General features: G+C 70.2%; 14 protein-coding genes. 4 read left to right on the top strand and 10 right to left on the bottom strand.

Translation table 11 applies throughout. The features are described 5' to 3' along the window. Positions 1 to 11: 11 nt before the first annotated feature. The 3 genes from H4N58_RS13155 to H4N58_RS13145 all read left to right on the top strand — a co-directional run bounded on the left by H4N58_RS13155 (position 12) and on the right by H4N58_RS13145 (position 2450). Positions 12 to 164, top strand: a complete 153-nt coding sequence (locus H4N58_RS13155; RefSeq protein WP_167003752.1) for a hypothetical protein — start codon at positions 12 to 14, stop codon at positions 162 to 164. Between the two features lie 70 nt (positions 165 to 234). Further along, a complete protein-coding gene (locus H4N58_RS13150; RefSeq protein ID WP_167003750.1) occupies positions 235 to 1299 on the top strand; it encodes a 3-isopropylmalate dehydrogenase in 1065 nt (354 codons plus the stop codon). A 50-nt stretch (positions 1300 to 1349) separates the two neighbouring features. Continuing rightward, the gene (locus H4N58_RS13145; RefSeq protein ID WP_167250326.1) at positions 1350 to 2450 is read left to right on the top strand and encodes a branched-chain amino acid aminotransferase; all 1101 of its coding nucleotides are present in this window, start codon (positions 1350 to 1352) and stop codon (positions 2448 to 2450) included. Positions 2451 to 2500: 50 nt separating this feature from the next. Here the strand turns inward: H4N58_RS13145 and H4N58_RS13140 are convergent, their stop codons facing one another. From H4N58_RS13140 to H4N58_RS13130, 3 genes are all read right to left on the bottom strand, one after another. Continuing rightward, on the bottom strand, positions 2501 to 5146 hold the full coding sequence (locus tag H4N58_RS13140; RefSeq protein WP_167250328.1) for a glycoside hydrolase family 3 protein: 2646 nt from the start codon (positions 5144 to 5146) through the stop codon (positions 2501 to 2503). Between the two features lie 132 nt (positions 5147 to 5278). After that, a complete protein-coding gene (locus H4N58_RS13135; protein WP_167250330.1) occupies positions 5279 to 5968 on the bottom strand; it encodes a hypothetical protein in 690 nt (229 codons plus the stop codon). After that, positions 5965 to 7047 carry an NADP-dependent oxidoreductase gene (locus tag H4N58_RS13130; RefSeq protein ID WP_167250332.1) on the bottom strand — a complete coding sequence of 361 codons (1083 nt, stop codon included), beginning with the start codon at positions 7045 to 7047 and terminating at the stop codon, positions 5965 to 5967. The genes H4N58_RS13135 and H4N58_RS13130 overlap by 4 nt, the downstream gene beginning before the upstream one ends. 183 nt (positions 7048 to 7230) lie before the next feature. On the opposite strand from H4N58_RS13130, the gene cimA reads away from it, so the two are divergent. After that, on the top strand, positions 7231 to 8835 hold the full coding sequence (gene cimA, locus H4N58_RS13125; protein ID WP_167250334.1) for a citramalate synthase: 1605 nt from the start codon (positions 7231 to 7233) through the stop codon (positions 8833 to 8835). Positions 8836 to 8922: 87 nt separating this feature from the next. Here the strand turns inward: cimA and H4N58_RS13120 are convergent, their stop codons facing one another. From H4N58_RS13120 to H4N58_RS13090, 7 genes are all read right to left on the bottom strand, one after another. Next, positions 8923 to 10221 carry a C39 family peptidase gene (locus tag H4N58_RS13120; protein WP_167250336.1) on the bottom strand — a complete coding sequence of 433 codons (1299 nt, stop codon included), beginning with the start codon at positions 10219 to 10221 and terminating at the stop codon, positions 8923 to 8925. Positions 10222 to 10360: 139 nt separating this feature from the next. Continuing rightward, positions 10361 to 11536: an ROK family transcriptional regulator gene (locus H4N58_RS13115; RefSeq protein WP_243845109.1), complete on the bottom strand. Its 1176-nt coding sequence runs from the start codon at positions 11534 to 11536 to the stop codon at positions 10361 to 10363. Positions 11537 to 11875: 339 nt separating this feature from the next. Next, positions 11876 to 12751 (bottom strand): 3-methyladenine DNA glycosylase, encoded by an 876-nt coding sequence (locus H4N58_RS13110; protein WP_167250340.1) that lies wholly within the window; start codon positions 12749 to 12751, stop codon positions 11876 to 11878. After that, positions 12748 to 13140: a Fur family transcriptional regulator gene (locus H4N58_RS13105; RefSeq protein ID WP_167003733.1), complete on the bottom strand. Its 393-nt coding sequence runs from the start codon at positions 13138 to 13140 to the stop codon at positions 12748 to 12750. Before H4N58_RS13105 ends, H4N58_RS13110 begins: the two co-directional genes overlap by 4 nt. Beyond that, complete coding sequence (locus H4N58_RS13100; protein ID WP_243845083.1) at positions 13137 to 14000, bottom strand: metal ABC transporter permease; 864 nt, start codon at positions 13998 to 14000, stop codon at positions 13137 to 13139. Before H4N58_RS13100 ends, H4N58_RS13105 begins: the two co-directional genes overlap by 4 nt. Beyond that, positions 13988 to 14773: a metal ABC transporter ATP-binding protein gene (locus H4N58_RS13095; RefSeq protein WP_167250342.1), complete on the bottom strand. Its 786-nt coding sequence runs from the start codon at positions 14771 to 14773 to the stop codon at positions 13988 to 13990. Before H4N58_RS13095 ends, H4N58_RS13100 begins: the two co-directional genes overlap by 13 nt. Continuing rightward, entirely contained in the window at positions 14770 to 15747 is a 978-nt protein-coding gene (locus tag H4N58_RS13090) for a metal ABC transporter substrate-binding protein (RefSeq protein ID WP_167250344.1), read from the bottom strand. The genes H4N58_RS13095 and H4N58_RS13090 overlap by 4 nt, the downstream gene beginning before the upstream one ends. Positions 15748 to 15827: the final 80 nt, after the last annotated feature.

Below are 15827 nucleotides of genomic sequence, written 5' to 3'. Positions count from 1 at the left end.
AGGAGAGACCGATGTACGAGATGCAGTACTCAGAGTGGGGCCCGAGCCGTCACTGGTCCGAGAGTGCCTGGAACGACGAGGGGCGCGACGAAGGTCCGCGCAACCCCGTCCAGACCGCGCTCGACCTGCGCGACAACGGCGGGCCGCGACCGGACGACAACTGACCGCCCAGCCTGACCAGATGGTGAGATTCCAGTATCAGATGCTGGGACCCGTGTGAGTAGAGTACGAGACATGACACGCAGCTTCTCCCTGGCCGTGATCCCCGGAGACGGGATCGGCCCCGAGGTCGTCTCCGAGGCGACCCGCGTCCTCGACGAGGTCGCGCGCGCCCACGACGTGACGTTCGCGCAGACGACGTACGTGCTCGGTGCCGAGCACTACCTCGACACGGGAGAGGTCCTGCCTGACGCGACGCTGGCCGAGATCCGCAGCCACGACGCGATCCTTCTCGGCGCGATCGGTGGCAAGCCGGGCGATCCCCGACTGCCCGCCGGACTCCTGGAGCGCAACCTGCTCCTCCGTCTTCGCTTCGAGCTCGACCACTACGTGAACCTCCGTCCCACGAAGACGCACTCACAGGTCGATTCCCCGCTCCGCAACCCCGGCGACGTCGACTTCGTCGTGGTCCGCGAGGGCACCGAGGGCCCGTACGTCGGCAACGGCGGCCGGCTCCGGGCCGACACGCCTCACGAGGTGGCGACCGAGGTCAGCCTCAACACCGCCTTCGGGGTCGAGCGTGTCGTCCGCGACGCCTTCGCCCGTGCGCAGGCCCGTCGCAAGAAGCTCACGCTGGTCCACAAGACCAACGTCCTCGTCCACTCCGGAAGCCTCTGGTCGCGCATCGTCGACGCCGTCGCCCCGGAGTTCCCCGAGGTCACCGTGGACTACCTCCACGTCGACGCCGCGACGATCTTCTTCGTCACCGACCCGGCGCGCTTCGACGTGATCGTCACCGACAACCTGTTCGGCGACATCCTCACCGACCTCGCCGGCGCCATCTCCGGTGGCATCGGCCTTGCGGCGAGCGGCAACATCAACCCCAGCCGTACGGCACCGAGCATGTTCGAGCCGGTCCACGGCTCCGCGCCCGACATCGCCGGGCAGGGCATCGCCGACCCGACGGCCGCGATCGGCTCCGTCGCACTGCTGCTCGACCACCTCGGGCTTCCCGAGGCCGCCGCGCAGATCGACCGTGCGATCGCCGCCGACATCAGCGCTCGTACGGGCAAGCGCAGCACCAAGGAGGTGGGGGAGGCCATCGCGGCGCGCGTGGCCGGTGACGTATCAGGGGTGTGACCCACATCCCCTCTCGTCACCGCACCGTTAGGTCAAGTACCGTGCCAATCATGACCACCTCCGCCGACGCCACGTTCTCGTACGCGCTGGAGCCGACGCCTTCGCCCGTGCCTGAGCAGCGTCGCGCCGAGATCCTTGCCAACCCCGGGTTCGGGCTGCACTTCACCGATCACATGTTCACCGCCGAGTGGACGCCCGAGACCGGATGGGCCGCTCCGACGGTCAAGCCGTACGGCCCGCTGCAGCTCGATCCGGCGACTGCCGTCCTGCACTACGCGCAGGAGATCTTCGAGGGCCTCAAGGCGTACGCGCACGCCGACGGCTCGGTCTGGACGTTCCGTCCGGACGCCAACGCCGAGCGGTTCCAGCGCTCCGCGCACCGCCTCGCGCTCCCCGGGCTGCCCGTCGACTGGTTCGTCGGCTCGATCGACGCCCTCGTCCAGGCCGACCGCGCGTGGGTCCCGACCGGGGGAGAGACAAGCCTCTACCTGCGCCCGTTCATGTTCGCCTCCGAGGCGTTCCTCGGTGTGCGGCCGAGCAAGCATGTCACGTACTGCGTGATCGCCTCGCCCGCCGGTGCCTACTTCGCCGGCGGCGTCAAGCCTGTCAACATCTGGCTCTCGCGCGAGTACGCCCGCGCGGGCGCCGGCGGCACGGGCGCGGCGAAGTGCGGCGGCAACTACGCGTCCAGCCTGCTCCCTCAGCAGATCGCCGCCGAGCACGGCTGCGACCAGGTGGTGTTCCTCGACTCCGAGCAGCACACCTACATCGAGGAGCTCGGCGGGATGAACCTCTATTTCGTCCACGACGACGGCACCATCGTGACCCCGGCGAGCGACTCCATCCTCGAGGGCATCACGCGTGACGCCCTCGGCACCATCGCAGCCGATCTCGGCCACACCGTCGAGCACCGCCGCTTCAGCATCGACGAATGGATCGACGGTGTCTCGAGCGGGCGCGTGACCGAGGTGTTCGCGTGCGGGACCGCTGCCGTCGTCACGCCGGTCGGCGCGCTGCGCTGGGACGGTGGCGAGGTCGTGAGCAGCGAAGGCGACGGTGGCAAGGTCACGATGGCGATCCGCGAGGCGCTCATCGACCTGCAGTACGGCCGTACGCCCGACACCCACGACTGGATGCACCGCGTCGTCTGATCGCGCTGGCGTGGGGCGCCGCGGCGTAGCGCGACGCCCCACGTGGTCGCTCAGCGCACGCGGACCTTTCCGATCCTTCGGTTGTCTGCCGACGACGACCCGACGTACACGGCGGTGGTGCCCTCAGGCGTCACCCAGCCGTGGGTGTCCTCGTCCCAGTACGACAGGGACTCCTTCGGCACTTTGATCGTGATCGTCTTGGAGCGACGGGGCGCGAGTGTCACGCGCTCGTACCCGGCGAGCTGTCGCGGCGGCGACTCGACGCCGGGCAGGCGCCCGACGTACACCTGCGGCACGGCGGTGCCGCGGCGGTTGCCGGTGTTGGTGACGCGGACGCGCACCGACACCTTCTTGCCGCCGCGGTTGCCTTTGACGACCTGCGCTCGTGAGAAGCGGAACTGTGTGTACGACAGCCCGTACCCGAACGCGTACGAGGGCTCGACCCGGTTCTCGAGGAATCCCCGGTAGCCGACGAAGATGCCCTCGTCGTACACCTCGGTGCCCTCGTTGGGCGTCGGGACCTGATCTTCGTTGCGTGGCACGGTGACCGGCAGGCGGCCGGACGGGTTGACGTCGCCGAAGAGCACGTCGGCGATCGCGTTGCCCTGCTCCTGCCCCGGGTACCAGGCCTGAAGGATGCCCCGGACCCCGCGCTGCCAGGACGCGACGGTCGTCGGAGAGCCCGTCGTGATCACGACGATCGTGCGCGGGTTGACGGCGGCGACCTTGCGGATCAGCTGCTCCTGCTCCTTCGGGAGGCCGAGGTTCGGTCGGTCGACGCCCTCGGTCTCGTAGTTGCGCACCACCACGACGGCCGTGTCGGCGTCGTCCGCAGTGTCGACCGCCTCCTGCATCGCCGGGCTGGTGATCGTGTCCGCGTGGGTCCACCAGAACCGGAGCTGGCCGCCCTGGTAGCTGTTGAGCGCCGGTGCGGCGTAGTCGATCGCGACCGCGTGCGGCTCGCCCGCCTCGAAGAAGATCCGCTCGCCGGACGTCCCGAGGTCACCGCTCCGGTCGACGACCTCCTCGCCGTCGATGGTGAGCGTCGCATCGCCGCGGGCGGTGAGCCCGAGCGTGTAGAACCCGTCGGTCGGCGCGGTGAACGTCCCGCGCCACTGCACCGACAGGTCGCCGGTCAGCCCGAAGTCACCTCGTGACGTCGGGATCTTCGGAGAGGCGGCGTTGAACCCCGGGAAGTTCTGGAACCCGAAGTTGATGTTCGCGTTCGGATCATCCTGGACGAGGTGTGGTGCACCGGAGAACGTCGTGTTGCTCCAGTACGTGGCGCTCAGCCCCGTACCGCTGCCGTCCTCGGGTGTCAGCACGGACGACGGGACGGGTGCCGGACCGGGCAACAGGTCTCCTTCGGAGATGCCGTCGGTCCCTGCTGCGTACGAGACGTCGACGCCAGATCCCGCCCGGTTCTCGATGCCCTCGAGCGGGCTGACCGAGGCGGTCGGCATGGAGATCTGGGACGAGCCGCCGCCCTGTGCCGACGTGTTGTCCGCGTCAGGTCCGATGACGGCGATCGACCGCGAGCGGCGGGTCAGAGGCAGCGCCTCGCCGCGCTTCTTCAGCAGGACCGTGCCCTCGGCGGCGACCTTGCGAGCAAAGTCGCTGTTGCGCTCCTTGTCCCACTCGGTCACGACGGGGCGATCGTCGAAGAGCCCTAACCCGATCATCGGGCGCAGGATCCGTCGCGCCATGTCGTCGAGGCGTTCCATCGACACCTCACCAGCTGCGACGGCGGCGACGAGCCGTTCGCCGAAGTTGGCGCTGCCCGGGCCCTGGTCTCCGGGCTGCTCCTGGTCGAGGCCGGCGTTGGCGGCCTGCACGGTGCTGGGCGTCGCGTTGTAGTCGCTCATGATGAACCCGCGGAAGCCGAGCTGCTGCTGCAGGATCGTCGTCATTGCGTCGTTCTCGCACGAGTACGTGCCGTTGAGCTTGTTGAACGAGCACATCATCGCGCCGGGTTTGCCGTCGCGCTGGACGATCCCGAACGGGCGCACATAGATCTCCTGGAGCGCGCGCTCGTCGACCACGGCGTTCACGTTGAAGCGGTCCGTCTCCTGGTTGTAGGCAAACGGGTGCTTGGCGGTCGCGACGACGGGATGCGACTGGATGCCAGCAACCACGGATGCGGCGAGGTTGCCGACGAGCAGCGGGTCCTCGCCGAATCCCTCGAAGCCACGACCCCACAACGGGGTACGGGCGATGTCCGCTGATGGCGCGAGCGAGAAGTTGTGTCCGCTGTCGAAGGCCTCCTGGCCGAGCAGGGAGCCCCACTCCTCGGCGAGGTCGTCGTCGAAGGTCGCGGCGAGCGCGGTGCCCGAGGGGAGCTGGGTCGAGCTGCGGTCGACGGCCGGGTCGGCGATGCGGACGCCGAGCGGGCCGTCCGCCATCGTCGAGGCCGGGATGTCGAGGCGGGCGATGGCGTTGTTGAAGAAGCCGTAGTTGTTGTTGAGCTCGCCGGTCGCGAGGTCGGCCTTCTCCTCGGTCGTCATCTGGGTGAGGATCTCCTCGACCCGCTGCTCGACCTCGGGAGAGTCGTCCCAGTCGCTGGTGCGGTACGAGTGTTCGCGTTGAGCGCCACCGGCGCCGTCACCCGGTGGGGCGGCGGCGCCGGTGGAGGCCAGCGCGAGGGTCGTGGTTGCCGCGACGACGGCTGCGGCGCCGCGGAGCTTGGCTCTATTCATGGCATGTCTCCTCCTGAGGAACCCGAGACACGGTTCCTGCACGCCGTACCCGGACAAATCGGACACAAACGGGGTTCGGGAGGAAGAGAAGTCTCGGCGCGAGGAACGCCGAGTCAGAGTGACTCGCGTGGGCTAGGCGAAGAGGGCGGTGGCCGGGTCGTCGTGCAGTGCGACGACCAACCGGTCGTCGTCCGGGTCGTACGTCAAGGTGACGTCGACACTGCGCTCCAGGGTGGGATCGTCCCCGCCGGCCGAGGCGTCGCCGTAGCCCCTCGCCACGTCGCGGAGCGTGATCGTCGCCGGTCCGACGGGGTCGTTGTCGGGCCACTCCTCGACCATCCGCTGCGCGATGCCGGTGAGCACCGCGTCGTACATCGGAAGCCGCCCGGCCTCGATGCCCGAGACCACGAGCTCGGGCAGTCCGAACCGCGCCAGCCCGTGCGTCGTCGACACGTCGTCCGCCGGATGCTCGAGGACGAACCAGTCGCTCGCGCGGACGACGTCGGGGTGCGGCGCCGTCGAGAGCAGCCTGGGCACCGCCGAGTCGATCACGACGCCGACGTGCTCGGCGGCGAGTGCGCGGGCGGTCGCCTGCGTACGCCGTTGCGTCTCGAGCGCGTCACCCGGTGCTGACTCGCCCGTGACCGCGGTCGCGTACGGGAGCGACTCGGCGAAGCGCACGGCTTTCGGGCTCGACCCGCGCGCGAGCAGCAGGCTCGGGGGCGGGACCGGGGGATCAGCGAGGTCGGACTCCAGCGGCTCGTCGGTGAGCACGACGTAGAGCGCAGACACCGTCCCCGGCACGGGCACGGGTCGGCTCACGAGGACGCCGTCGTGGCGGGGGGAGGCGTCGTGGGGTCGTCGCCGACCTGGACCACGAGCTTGCCGAAGTTCTCGCCGCGCAGCATGCCGAGGAACGCGGCCGGGGCGTTCTCGAGGCCCTCGACCACGTCCTCGCGGTAGCGGATCTTGCCGTCGGCCAGCCAGCCGCGCACGTCTTCGAGGAAGTCGCGGTAGTGCGCCCGCACGAACTCGCGCTGGATGAAGCCACGCACTGTCAGGCTCTTGGTCAGGATGCGGCTCATCAGCATCGGGACACGGTCGGGGCCGTCGGGCAGCGAGGTCGCGTTGTACTGCGAGACCAGACCGCACACGGGGATGCGCCCGAACTCGTTCATGCGGGGAAGCACCGCGTCGAACACCTTGCCGCCGACGTTCTCGAAGTAGACGTCGATGCCTTCGGGTGTCGCTGCGGCGAGGCTGTCGACGAAGTCGGGGGCGGTGTGGTCGAGCGCCACCTCGAAGCCCAGCTCGTTCTTGACGTACGCGACCTTCTCGGGGCCGCCGGCGATGCCGACGGCGCGAGCGCCCTTGAGCTGCGCGATCTGGCCGACCGCCGAACCGACCGGACCTGCGGCCGCCGCGACGACGACCGTCTCCGAAGGCCTCGGTGCGCCGATCAGCAGCAGCCCCGCGTACGCAGTGAAGCCGGGCATCCCGAGCACGCCGAGAGCGGTCGAGATCGGCGCACGGGTCGGGTCGAGCCTCCGGACGGCCTTGTCGGACGCGACAGCGTACTGCTGCCATCCGGTGTGGGCGAGGACGATGTCGCCAACGTCGACCATGTCAGTCTTCGAGGCGATGACCTCGCAGACCGTCCCGCCTTCCATCACGCCGCCGACCGGGACGGGTTCGGCGTACGACTCGGCCTCGGACATTCGGCCCCGCATGTACGGGTCGAGGGAGAGGTAGATCGTCCGCAGGAGCACCTCGTTCTCGCCAGGTGAGGGCGTCGACTCCAGAGCGAGCGCGAAGTTCTCGGCCGTCGGTTCGCCGTGCGGTCGGCTCGCGAGCCTCACAGTGAGGTTGGACTCGGACGCAGGGGTTGTGGTGGAAGTCATGGTCCGGCCAGTCTAGAGTGGCTTCATGCCTCGTGTGACCGGCCTCTTCATTAGACAGCGCGTCTGACCTACCTCCCAGGTCCGACGCGCAGCCTCTCGTACTCCGAGGGGCATTTTTTATGGGCGGGCGCACCTGCCCACTCGGGAGGAGACACCGGACACGGACCCGAGCAGGAGAACGAGATGACCGAGCCGACCCGCACCGAGGCGGACCCGACCTTCCACGTGTACGACACGACGCTGCGTGACGGCGCTCAGCAGGAGGGCCTCAACCTCTCCGTCGCCGACAAGCTGGTGATCGCCCGCCACCTCGACGCGCTGGGCGTCGGCTACATCGAGGGCGGCTGGCCGGGCTCCAATCCCAAGGACACGGACTTCTTCGCGCGTGCCCGTACGGAGCTGACACTGCAGCACGCGACCCTGGCGGCGTTCGGCGCGTCCCGGCGCGCGGGCGTGGCCGCCGCGGACGACCCGCTGGTCGGCGCGCTGAGAGAGTCCGGCGCGTCGGTGGTGACGCTCGTGGCCAAGAGTCACGACCGACACGTCGAGCTGGCCCTGCGGACGTCGCTCGAGGAGAACCTCGCAATGGTCCACGACACAGTCACGCACCTGCGGGCGCACGGGCAGCGGGTCTTCCTCGACTGCGAGCACTTCTTCGACGGCTATCGCCAGAACCGTGCGTACGCGCTGGAGGTCGTCCGTACGGCCGCGGAGGCGGGCGCGGAGGTCGTCGTGCTGTGCGACACCAACGGAGGCATGCTCCCGCACTGGGTCGGCGAGATCGTCGGTGATGTGGCGGCGTCGACCGGCGCGCGGCTCGGCATCCACGCGCACAACGACACCGGGTGCGCGGTCGCCAACTCGCTCGCCGCGGTCGCCGCGGGTGCGACGCACCTGCAGGGGTGCGTCAACGGATACGGCGAACGCACCGGCAACGCCGACCTCGTCACCTGCGTCGCCAACCTCGAGCTCAAGCTGGGCCAGAAGGTCGTCCCGGCGGGCGCGCTGCGCGAGGCGAGCCGGATCGGCCACGCGATCGCGGAGGTCACGAACTACCCGCCCGCGGCGCGCCAGCCGTACACGGGCGTCTCTGCGTTCGCGCACAAGGCGGGCCTGCACGCGAGCGCGATCCGGGTCGACCCCGATCTCTACCAGCACATCGACCCCGAGCTCGTCGGCAACGACATGCGGTTGCTCGTCTCGGAGATGGCCGGGCGGGCGACGATCGAGCTCAAGGGCAAGGAGCTCGGCTTCGACCTCAGCGGAGACACCGAGACGCTCTCGCGCGTCACCGACGTCGTCAAGGTCCGCGAGCAGGCCGGCTACACGTTCGAGGCGGCCGACGCCTCGTTCGAGCTGCTGCTCGCGGAGGTGGTCGAGGGTGCGCGTCCTTCGTACTTCGACGTCGAGTCGTGGCGGGTCATCACCGAGTCGCACCACGCCGCCGGTGAGGAGGCGCCGTCCGAGGCGACCGTCAAGATCGTGGCCGGCGGGCAGCGCTACGTCGTGACGGGGGAGGGCAACGGACCGGTCTCCGCGCTCGACCACGCACTGCGGCAGGCGATCGAGCGGGCGTTCCCCGACGTCGCGTCGTTCGGACTGAACGACTACCGCGTGCGCATCCTCGACGAGGCCGGCGGTACGGACGCCGGCATCCGCGTGCTCATCGGCACCACCGACGGCACCGACACGTGGACCACGGTCGGCGTCGGTCACAACATCGTCGAGGCGTCGTGGGAGGCGCTGCTCGACGCGTTCACGTACGGGCTGCGCCGCGTCCTGACCTGACGTACGACCCGACAAAAGGACCCGACGTTTCACCCCCAGATCCGGGGTGAAGCGTCGGGTCCTTTTGTCGGGTCGTACGTCAGCAGGTCACCAGTTGGTGGCGCCGCGGGGGAGCTTCACGTGGGACGGGTGATACAGGTACGAGACGCCGTCGGTCGAGTCCTGCCACACCTTCTCGAAGTTCTCGCGGGTGTAGACGTTGCGGACCGCCTCGTTGCTGTTCGACGCAGGGTCGTTGAGGATCGGGTCGCCGTCGGCGGTGAACCCGATGATGACCATGAGGTGGCCGTCGGTCTCGTAGCCCGCCTCGGGCATCTCGTCGAGGTCCCACGAGAGTGACGTGATGACCGGGATCCCGGCGGCAACGAGCCGCTCGGCCTCCGCGAGCGACCGCAGCCGCGTCACGAACGTGTCAAGGCCGAACGTATGGGCGTACGCGGCGTTGAAGGGCCAGTTGCCGGCGCCCTCGTACGTGTAGTCCCACGTCATCATCGCCGCGTAGTCGACCTGCGGGTCGCCGTTGGGGGCGACGATGTCGCGCAGCTCGTGGCGCGGGACCTGGTGCTTCTTGCCCCAGTAGTACTGCACCATCGTCGTGGAGGTCGGGGAGCACCAGACCTGGCCGCCGCCCCCGAACTCCGGGTACTCGCCCTTGTGGATGTTCTGCGAGAACCGCGGCACGTCGAGCTCGACGTGCCGGCCGAGCGTGAAGTCGCTGGTGACGCCGTCGTCGCCACCGAGCAGCTCGTTGGTCATCGTCGTGACGCCGTTGAGCCGCGGTGTCGCGTGGCTGCCCTCGGGACGCAGGAGCGTCACCCGGGTCTGGTAGGCGACGGGCTCCTTGCCGGTACGTGCCGAGAACGTGTCGGTGTAGACGGTGGCGTCGGTGTCACCCTGGCCGTTGAGCGAGGTGCGGTGGATGTCGCCGCCCTCGAAGTCGTCGCCCGAGGCCCAGCGCCCCAGGACGTACCACTTCGTCCACGTGCCATCCGGGCGCTGGCCGCGGAACGTGGTCTCGACGAAGGTGCCGGTCGGCGTGATCGCATTCCAGGAGGTGATCGACTCGTCGATCGCGTAGCCGGGAGTCATGACGGGTGACGTCCAGGTGCCGTACTCGTACGTCCGGGCGGCGCCGTCGCCGTGCGGGTCGGCGTAGGTGGTGGTCTGGGTCGTACGGGGCGAGACGACCAGGCTCCCGCCGGCGCCGGGGCGTACGCCGTCCCAGCTGCCCTCGCGGAAGTCGGCGATCCCGTCCCAGTGCTCGGTGGTGATCTGGGTCGTGGCGGGCTCGACAGCGGGCGCCGATGACGGCGCGGCGGTCGCCGGGGCCGTCAGGGTGAGCAGGGTGGCGAGACTTGCGATACCGATCGATGTCTTGCGGAACATGGCCGCTCCTCAGGGTCGTGAAGGCGAGGATCCTGTCGCGGGACCAGAGTGGCAGGGAAACCGCCCTCTCCGCTAGAGGTGCGGGGAGGTGTGATGGGGAGTCGATGCCGTCAGATGAGGAACGTATCTCGCCGCATTCTCAGGCGGGCTGCAGCCGCACCACCGTCGACGCCGAACGCGACCGCCGCGTGTTGCGGGTGCGCTGGACCAGTCGCGAGTGCCGGTCGAGCGCGGCGTGCGGGTCGCGGTAGACCGGGCCGAGCGCGATCGCCCCGGCTGCTGCTGCCTGGACCTCGGCGCCGAACCGCGACAGCGTGATCGGCACGGGCCCGAGCCCCGTCGTGCGGCGGAACGCGTCGAGCACGACCGACGCGGCGGCCGGGTATGCGGTGAAGGCCTGGCCGGCGAGGACGACGCGGTCGGGGTCGAGGAGGTCGCGGATGATCGCGACCGCGCGGCCGAGGTGGTCGGCGCGGTCGATGAGGAGCTCGTGCGCGTCGACGTCCCCGGCGAGCGCGGCGGCATGGACCAGCTCGACATCGGGCCGTTCGACGATGCCGGCGGCCGCAGCCCGCGGGCCGATCGTGGCGACGGTGGCGCCGAGGCAGCCCCGTGCGCCGCAGCGGCACGCGGCGTCGGAGGTCGTCGGGAGGTGCGTGACGCTGCCCGTACGGCGTCCACTGGAGGGGATGACCCCGTCGTGGACGGTCGCGACGCCGACGGTCTCGCGTGCATAGACGTACGTCGTCGTCCCGTGCGCGTGCTCGGGTGAGAAGAGGAGGTCGGCGGCGGCGACAGCGGCGACGTGGTCGGCGGTCGAGGTGGGCAGTGTGGTGGTGTCGCGCAGCGTCCGACCGGCGACGGCGGGGGAGCGGTCGAGAGCTTCCCACGGTGCGACGACCGCGGCGGCGATGAGCGTACGGCCGCCGATCCCGGCGTGCAGTCCGATCAGACGGCGGGCGGCGGCCTTGACCAGGTCGGCGTCGCCTCCGCGGGTCGGGAGGTGGGCGACGCCGAGCACGCGGCCGCGCAGGTCGGTGAGCGCGACGGTCGTGACGAGGCGCCCGATGTGGACGGCGCCGGCGGCGAGCAGGCGGTCATCGACCTCGACGGGGACGCTCGGGCGGCCGACGTGCCCGGAACGAGTGCAGTCGGGTCGCTCGCGTAGCAGGCCGCGGCGGACGAGCGAGGTGACCTGACGGCCGATCGTGGCCGCGCTGAGACCCGTGGACTCAGCGATCTGGTCGCGGAAGGCGACGCCGTGGTGGAGCACGGTGCGGAGCACGAGCCCAGCGGTTGAGCTGTCCTGCGTCATGGTGTTCACGTGCCCTCGCTTCTCCCCGGGGTGACAAGGCATCCGTTTCAAGACGTACTACTAAGTGCATAAAGTTAGGTGACAAGAAGGACCTTATCCGGACACGAGGGTCGTGTGCAGGTGTCTCGGACGCCGAGAAGGCGCGTGTCGCGTTGAGGTCACGGTGAGCGCAACCCTCCGCCACCCCCGTACGAGCAGGCATCGTGGGCGGTGACGGAGCGGGTGGAGGGCAGACGGCGGCTCTCCACCCGCCCGGTCTCGGGGTCAGCGGGTACCACCCGGGACGTCATACGAATTGAGGGTCGGGACCCACCGTTCGTATGACGTTGCGGGGTGGGGTCAGGCGGCGGCCAGGACGCGGTCGTAGTCCGCGAGGAGTCGCACGCGCAGGGCGGCGGCGCGCTCGGCGTGCTCGCGCTGCAGCCGGACGTACCCGGCCTTGCCCTCCGCCGTCTCGATCCGTACGGGCTCGTAGCCCAGCGCGGCGAGGTCGTACGGCGCCGCGCGCATGTCGAGCTCGCGCACGTCGCGGGCCAGCGCGAAGCAGTCGAGCAGCAGGTCGGAGTCGCCGTACGGGACGAGCTTCATCGCCCACTTGTAGAGGTCCATGTTGGCGTGCAGGCAGCCGGGCTGCTCGAGCGCACGCTGCGTCTCGCGGCTCGGCGCGAGCGCATTGCGCGGCACCGCGTCGGGCGTGAAGAACCGGAACGCGTCGACGTGGCTGCAGCGCAGCTGGTGCGACTCGACGACGGCGTCGGTGCCGTCCGCTCCGAGACGCAGCGGCCATGCCGCGTGGCGTACCTCGTCGGGCGTCTGCCGATAGACCATCGCCCACTCGTGCAGCCCGAAGCAGTCCAGCCGCGCCGTGCGCCCGGCCGTCATCGCGAGCAGGCCGCGGATCCACTCCATGCCCTCGCGGCGGCTGGCGAGGCGGCTCACGTCCGCCCCCACGGCCGTACGGCCCTCGGGGAGGTCGACGGTGCGGTACGACCCGAGCGCCGCGTACTCCGAGGCGTCGCCCCCGAGCAGCACCCCCACGCCGGGATGCCAGCGAGTCAGGCGCGCGGGCTTGTAGCCGTAGTACTCGAACAGGAAGTCGTCGACCGGATGCTTCTCACCGCGACCACGACGCGCCAGCCGGCCCGCGACGTACGGCTCGGCGCGCTCGCGATGCGCGTCGGCCCGCGCCCGCCAGTCGGCCTCGTCGAGGATCATCCACACCGGTCACAGGTCCCGAAGATCTCGAGGGTGTGCGACATCTGGCCGAAGCCGTGCTCAGCGCCGACCTGCTCGACCCACCTCTCCAGCGCCGGGCCCTGGACCTCCGCGGTGCGTCCGCACTCGCGGCACACGAGGTGGTGATGGTGGTGGTCGGTACGGCAGCGGCGATAGAGCGTCTCGCCGTCGTCGCTGCGCAGCTGGTCGACCTCGTCGGCGTCGGCGAGGGCCTGGAGGTTGCGGTAGACCGTCGACAGCCCGACCGACTCGCCGCGGTCGCGCAGCGCGTCGTGGATCTCGCGGGCGCTCGCGAAGCCGTCGAGGTCGTCCATCACCGCGGCCACCGCACGGCGCTGGCGGGTCGTACGGACGGGGGTCTCGGTCATGCTGCCTCCTCCACGGGCACCGGGACGGGCGTCTCGCGCCGTCGGTGCGAGCGTACGAGATGGCCGAGAGGCGCCACCGCGAGGAACACCGCGAGCGCCACGATGACGATCGTCGGGCCCGGTTGCGTGTTGATCTGGTAGCTGCCGAGCACGCCGGCGACGGCGGCGAAGGTGCCGATCACCATCGCCAGGACGAACGTGCCACGGAAGCTGCGGGTGACCTGCTGCGCCGCCGCGACCGGGACGACCATCAGCGCCGAGACGAGCAGCAGGCCGACGGTGCGCATCGAGACCGTGACGGTGACGGCCGCGAGCACGGCGATGAGTAGCGCGTACGCCCGTACCGGCACGCCGGACACCCGGGCGTGCTCCTCGTCCTGGCACACGGCGAACAGCTGCGGCGACAGGCCCGCGGACAGCAGCATCACCACCGCACCCAGGACCACCACGATCGTGAGGTCGGTGCTGTCGATGGTCGTGATCGAGCCGAACAGATATCTGTTGAGCGTCGCCGCCGAGCCGCCGGCGAGGTTCGTGAGCATGACGCCGCCGGCGATCCCGCCGTAGAAGAGCAGCGCCAGCGCGACGTCGCCGCTGGTGCGGCCGTACGTACGCATGAGCTCGATCGCGACGGCGCCGATGATGCTCACGATCACGGCGGTCACGAGCGGCTGCGTGTTGGTGAGCAGTCCAGCCGCGACCCCGGTGAGGGCGATGTGGCCGATGCCGTCGCCGAGCAGGGCGAGACGGCGCTGGACCAGGTACGTCCCGATGGCGGGTGCGGTCAGTCCGGTGATCAGCGCAGCGAGCAGCGCCATCTGCATGAAGTCGTACGAGAGGATCTCGTTCACGTCGGCCACGCTCCTGACTCCTCGATGCCCACGTGGTGCGTAGGGAGCACGAGGTGGGGGTGGTGCTGGTTGTGGGGCTCGGCCTCGGCGGCGAGGTTGCCGCCCGAGCACGGGCCGTCATAGGCGACGCGTCCGTCGCGCAGCACCACGGCGCGGTCGATCATCGGCTCGAACGGGCCGAGCTCGTGGGCGACCATGAAGATCGCGCGGCCTTCGCCGAGCAGGCGGGCAAAGAGGTCCGCGAGCGCGACCTGGCTGCGTGCGTCGACGCCCGCGGTCGGCTCGTCCAGCACGAGCAGGTCGGGGCGCGATGCGAGACCGCGCGCGATCATGACCCGCTGCTGCTGGCCGCCCGACAGCTCGGCCGCGGGCGACCCGGCGTACTCGACGAGGTCGACGAGCGCGAGGGCCTCGGCGACGGCGGCCTTGTCGTCTCGCGAGGCGAGGCCCACGACCGGTCGGCGCGAGAGGCGGCCACTCATCACGACCTCGTGCACCGTCGACGGCACGCCGGCGGCAGCCGTGGAGCGCTGCGGGACATAGCCGATGCGCTGGTGCTGGCGGAACCGGCGCAGCGGCGCCCCGAACAGCCGCACCTCGCCGGCGGCGACCGGGATCACGCCCATCGCCGCTCGCATCAGCGTCGTCTTGCCCGAGCCGTTGCTGCCCAGGAGCACGACGAACTCACCCGGCGCGACGGTCAGCGACACTCCGCGGACCACCTCGCGCCCGGCGAGGGAGACATGGAGGTCGTGGACCGCCAGTGGTGCGGCGTCGGTCATGAGCAGCGGTTCGCCTTCTGGAGAGCGGCGAGGTTCTGCCGCATGAGCGAGAGGTAGGTCTCGTCCTCGGTCGCGTCGCTCAGCCCCTCGATCGGGGAGAGGATAGCGGTCGCGACGCCGGCTTCGCGGGCGATCGTGTCGGCCGTACGGGGGCTCGTGAGCTCCTCGGTGAATACGGTCGTGATGCCCTCGGACTTCACGAGCTCGATGATCTCGGCGAGCTGCTGGGTCGACGGCTCCGTGTTGGGCTCGATCCCTGCGATCGCAATCTGCTCGAGGTCGTACGCGTCGGCGAGGTAGCCGAACGCGGCGTGGCTGGTGACGAACGTGCGCGTCTCGCACTGCGCGAGGCCGGTACGGAAGTCCGTGTCGATCGCGGTCAGCTCGGCGTCGAACGCGTCGGCGTTCTCGCGGTAGGCCTCGGCGTTGTCCGGGTCGATCTCGGCGAGGCGGTCGGCCACGGCGTCGGCGATCGCCGCCATGCGCTTCGGGTCGAGCCACACGTGCGGGTCGGTGGCGCTGTGGTCGTGGTCCTCCTCGGCGTGGCCGGGCTCCTCGCCCTCGATGTGCGTGTGGCCGTCGTCGGAGGCGTCGAGCAGGTCGACCACGTCGGCGACGTCGAGGAGCGCGTCGGCGTCGAGCTCGGCCTGGTCGATCGCGTCGTTGACCTGCGGCTGGAAGTCGTCGAGATAGACGACGAGGTCGGAGTCGCGGATCTCGCCGAGCTGGCGTGGAGTCAGCTCGGCGTCGTGAGGCTCGACGCCGGGGCTGGTCAGGTTGTCCACGTCCACCATCGTGCCCCCGATCCGCTCCGCCGCGTACGCAAACGGGTACGCCGCAGCGGTCACGCGCACCGCGTCGCCGGAGCCGCCGCCGTCGGAGCCGCAGGCCGCGAGGACGAGAGCGAGCGGGGCGACGGCGAGCACGGCCAGGGGGCGGCGCAGAGTCCGACGCAGCGAGGAGGGGCGAGGCATGACGGCAGATTATTGCATTTGGGAATCATTCTCAAATCAGTTTGCCGTGGCATGGCTCATCGTGATCGCCGAGCTGGTCA

It is taken from the genome of Mumia sp. ZJ1417 (assembly GCF_014127285.1).
Classification (GTDB): Bacteria; Actinomycetota; Actinomycetes; order Propionibacteriales; family Nocardioidaceae; genus Mumia.
This window is presented reverse-complemented; position numbering and strand designations above follow the sequence as displayed.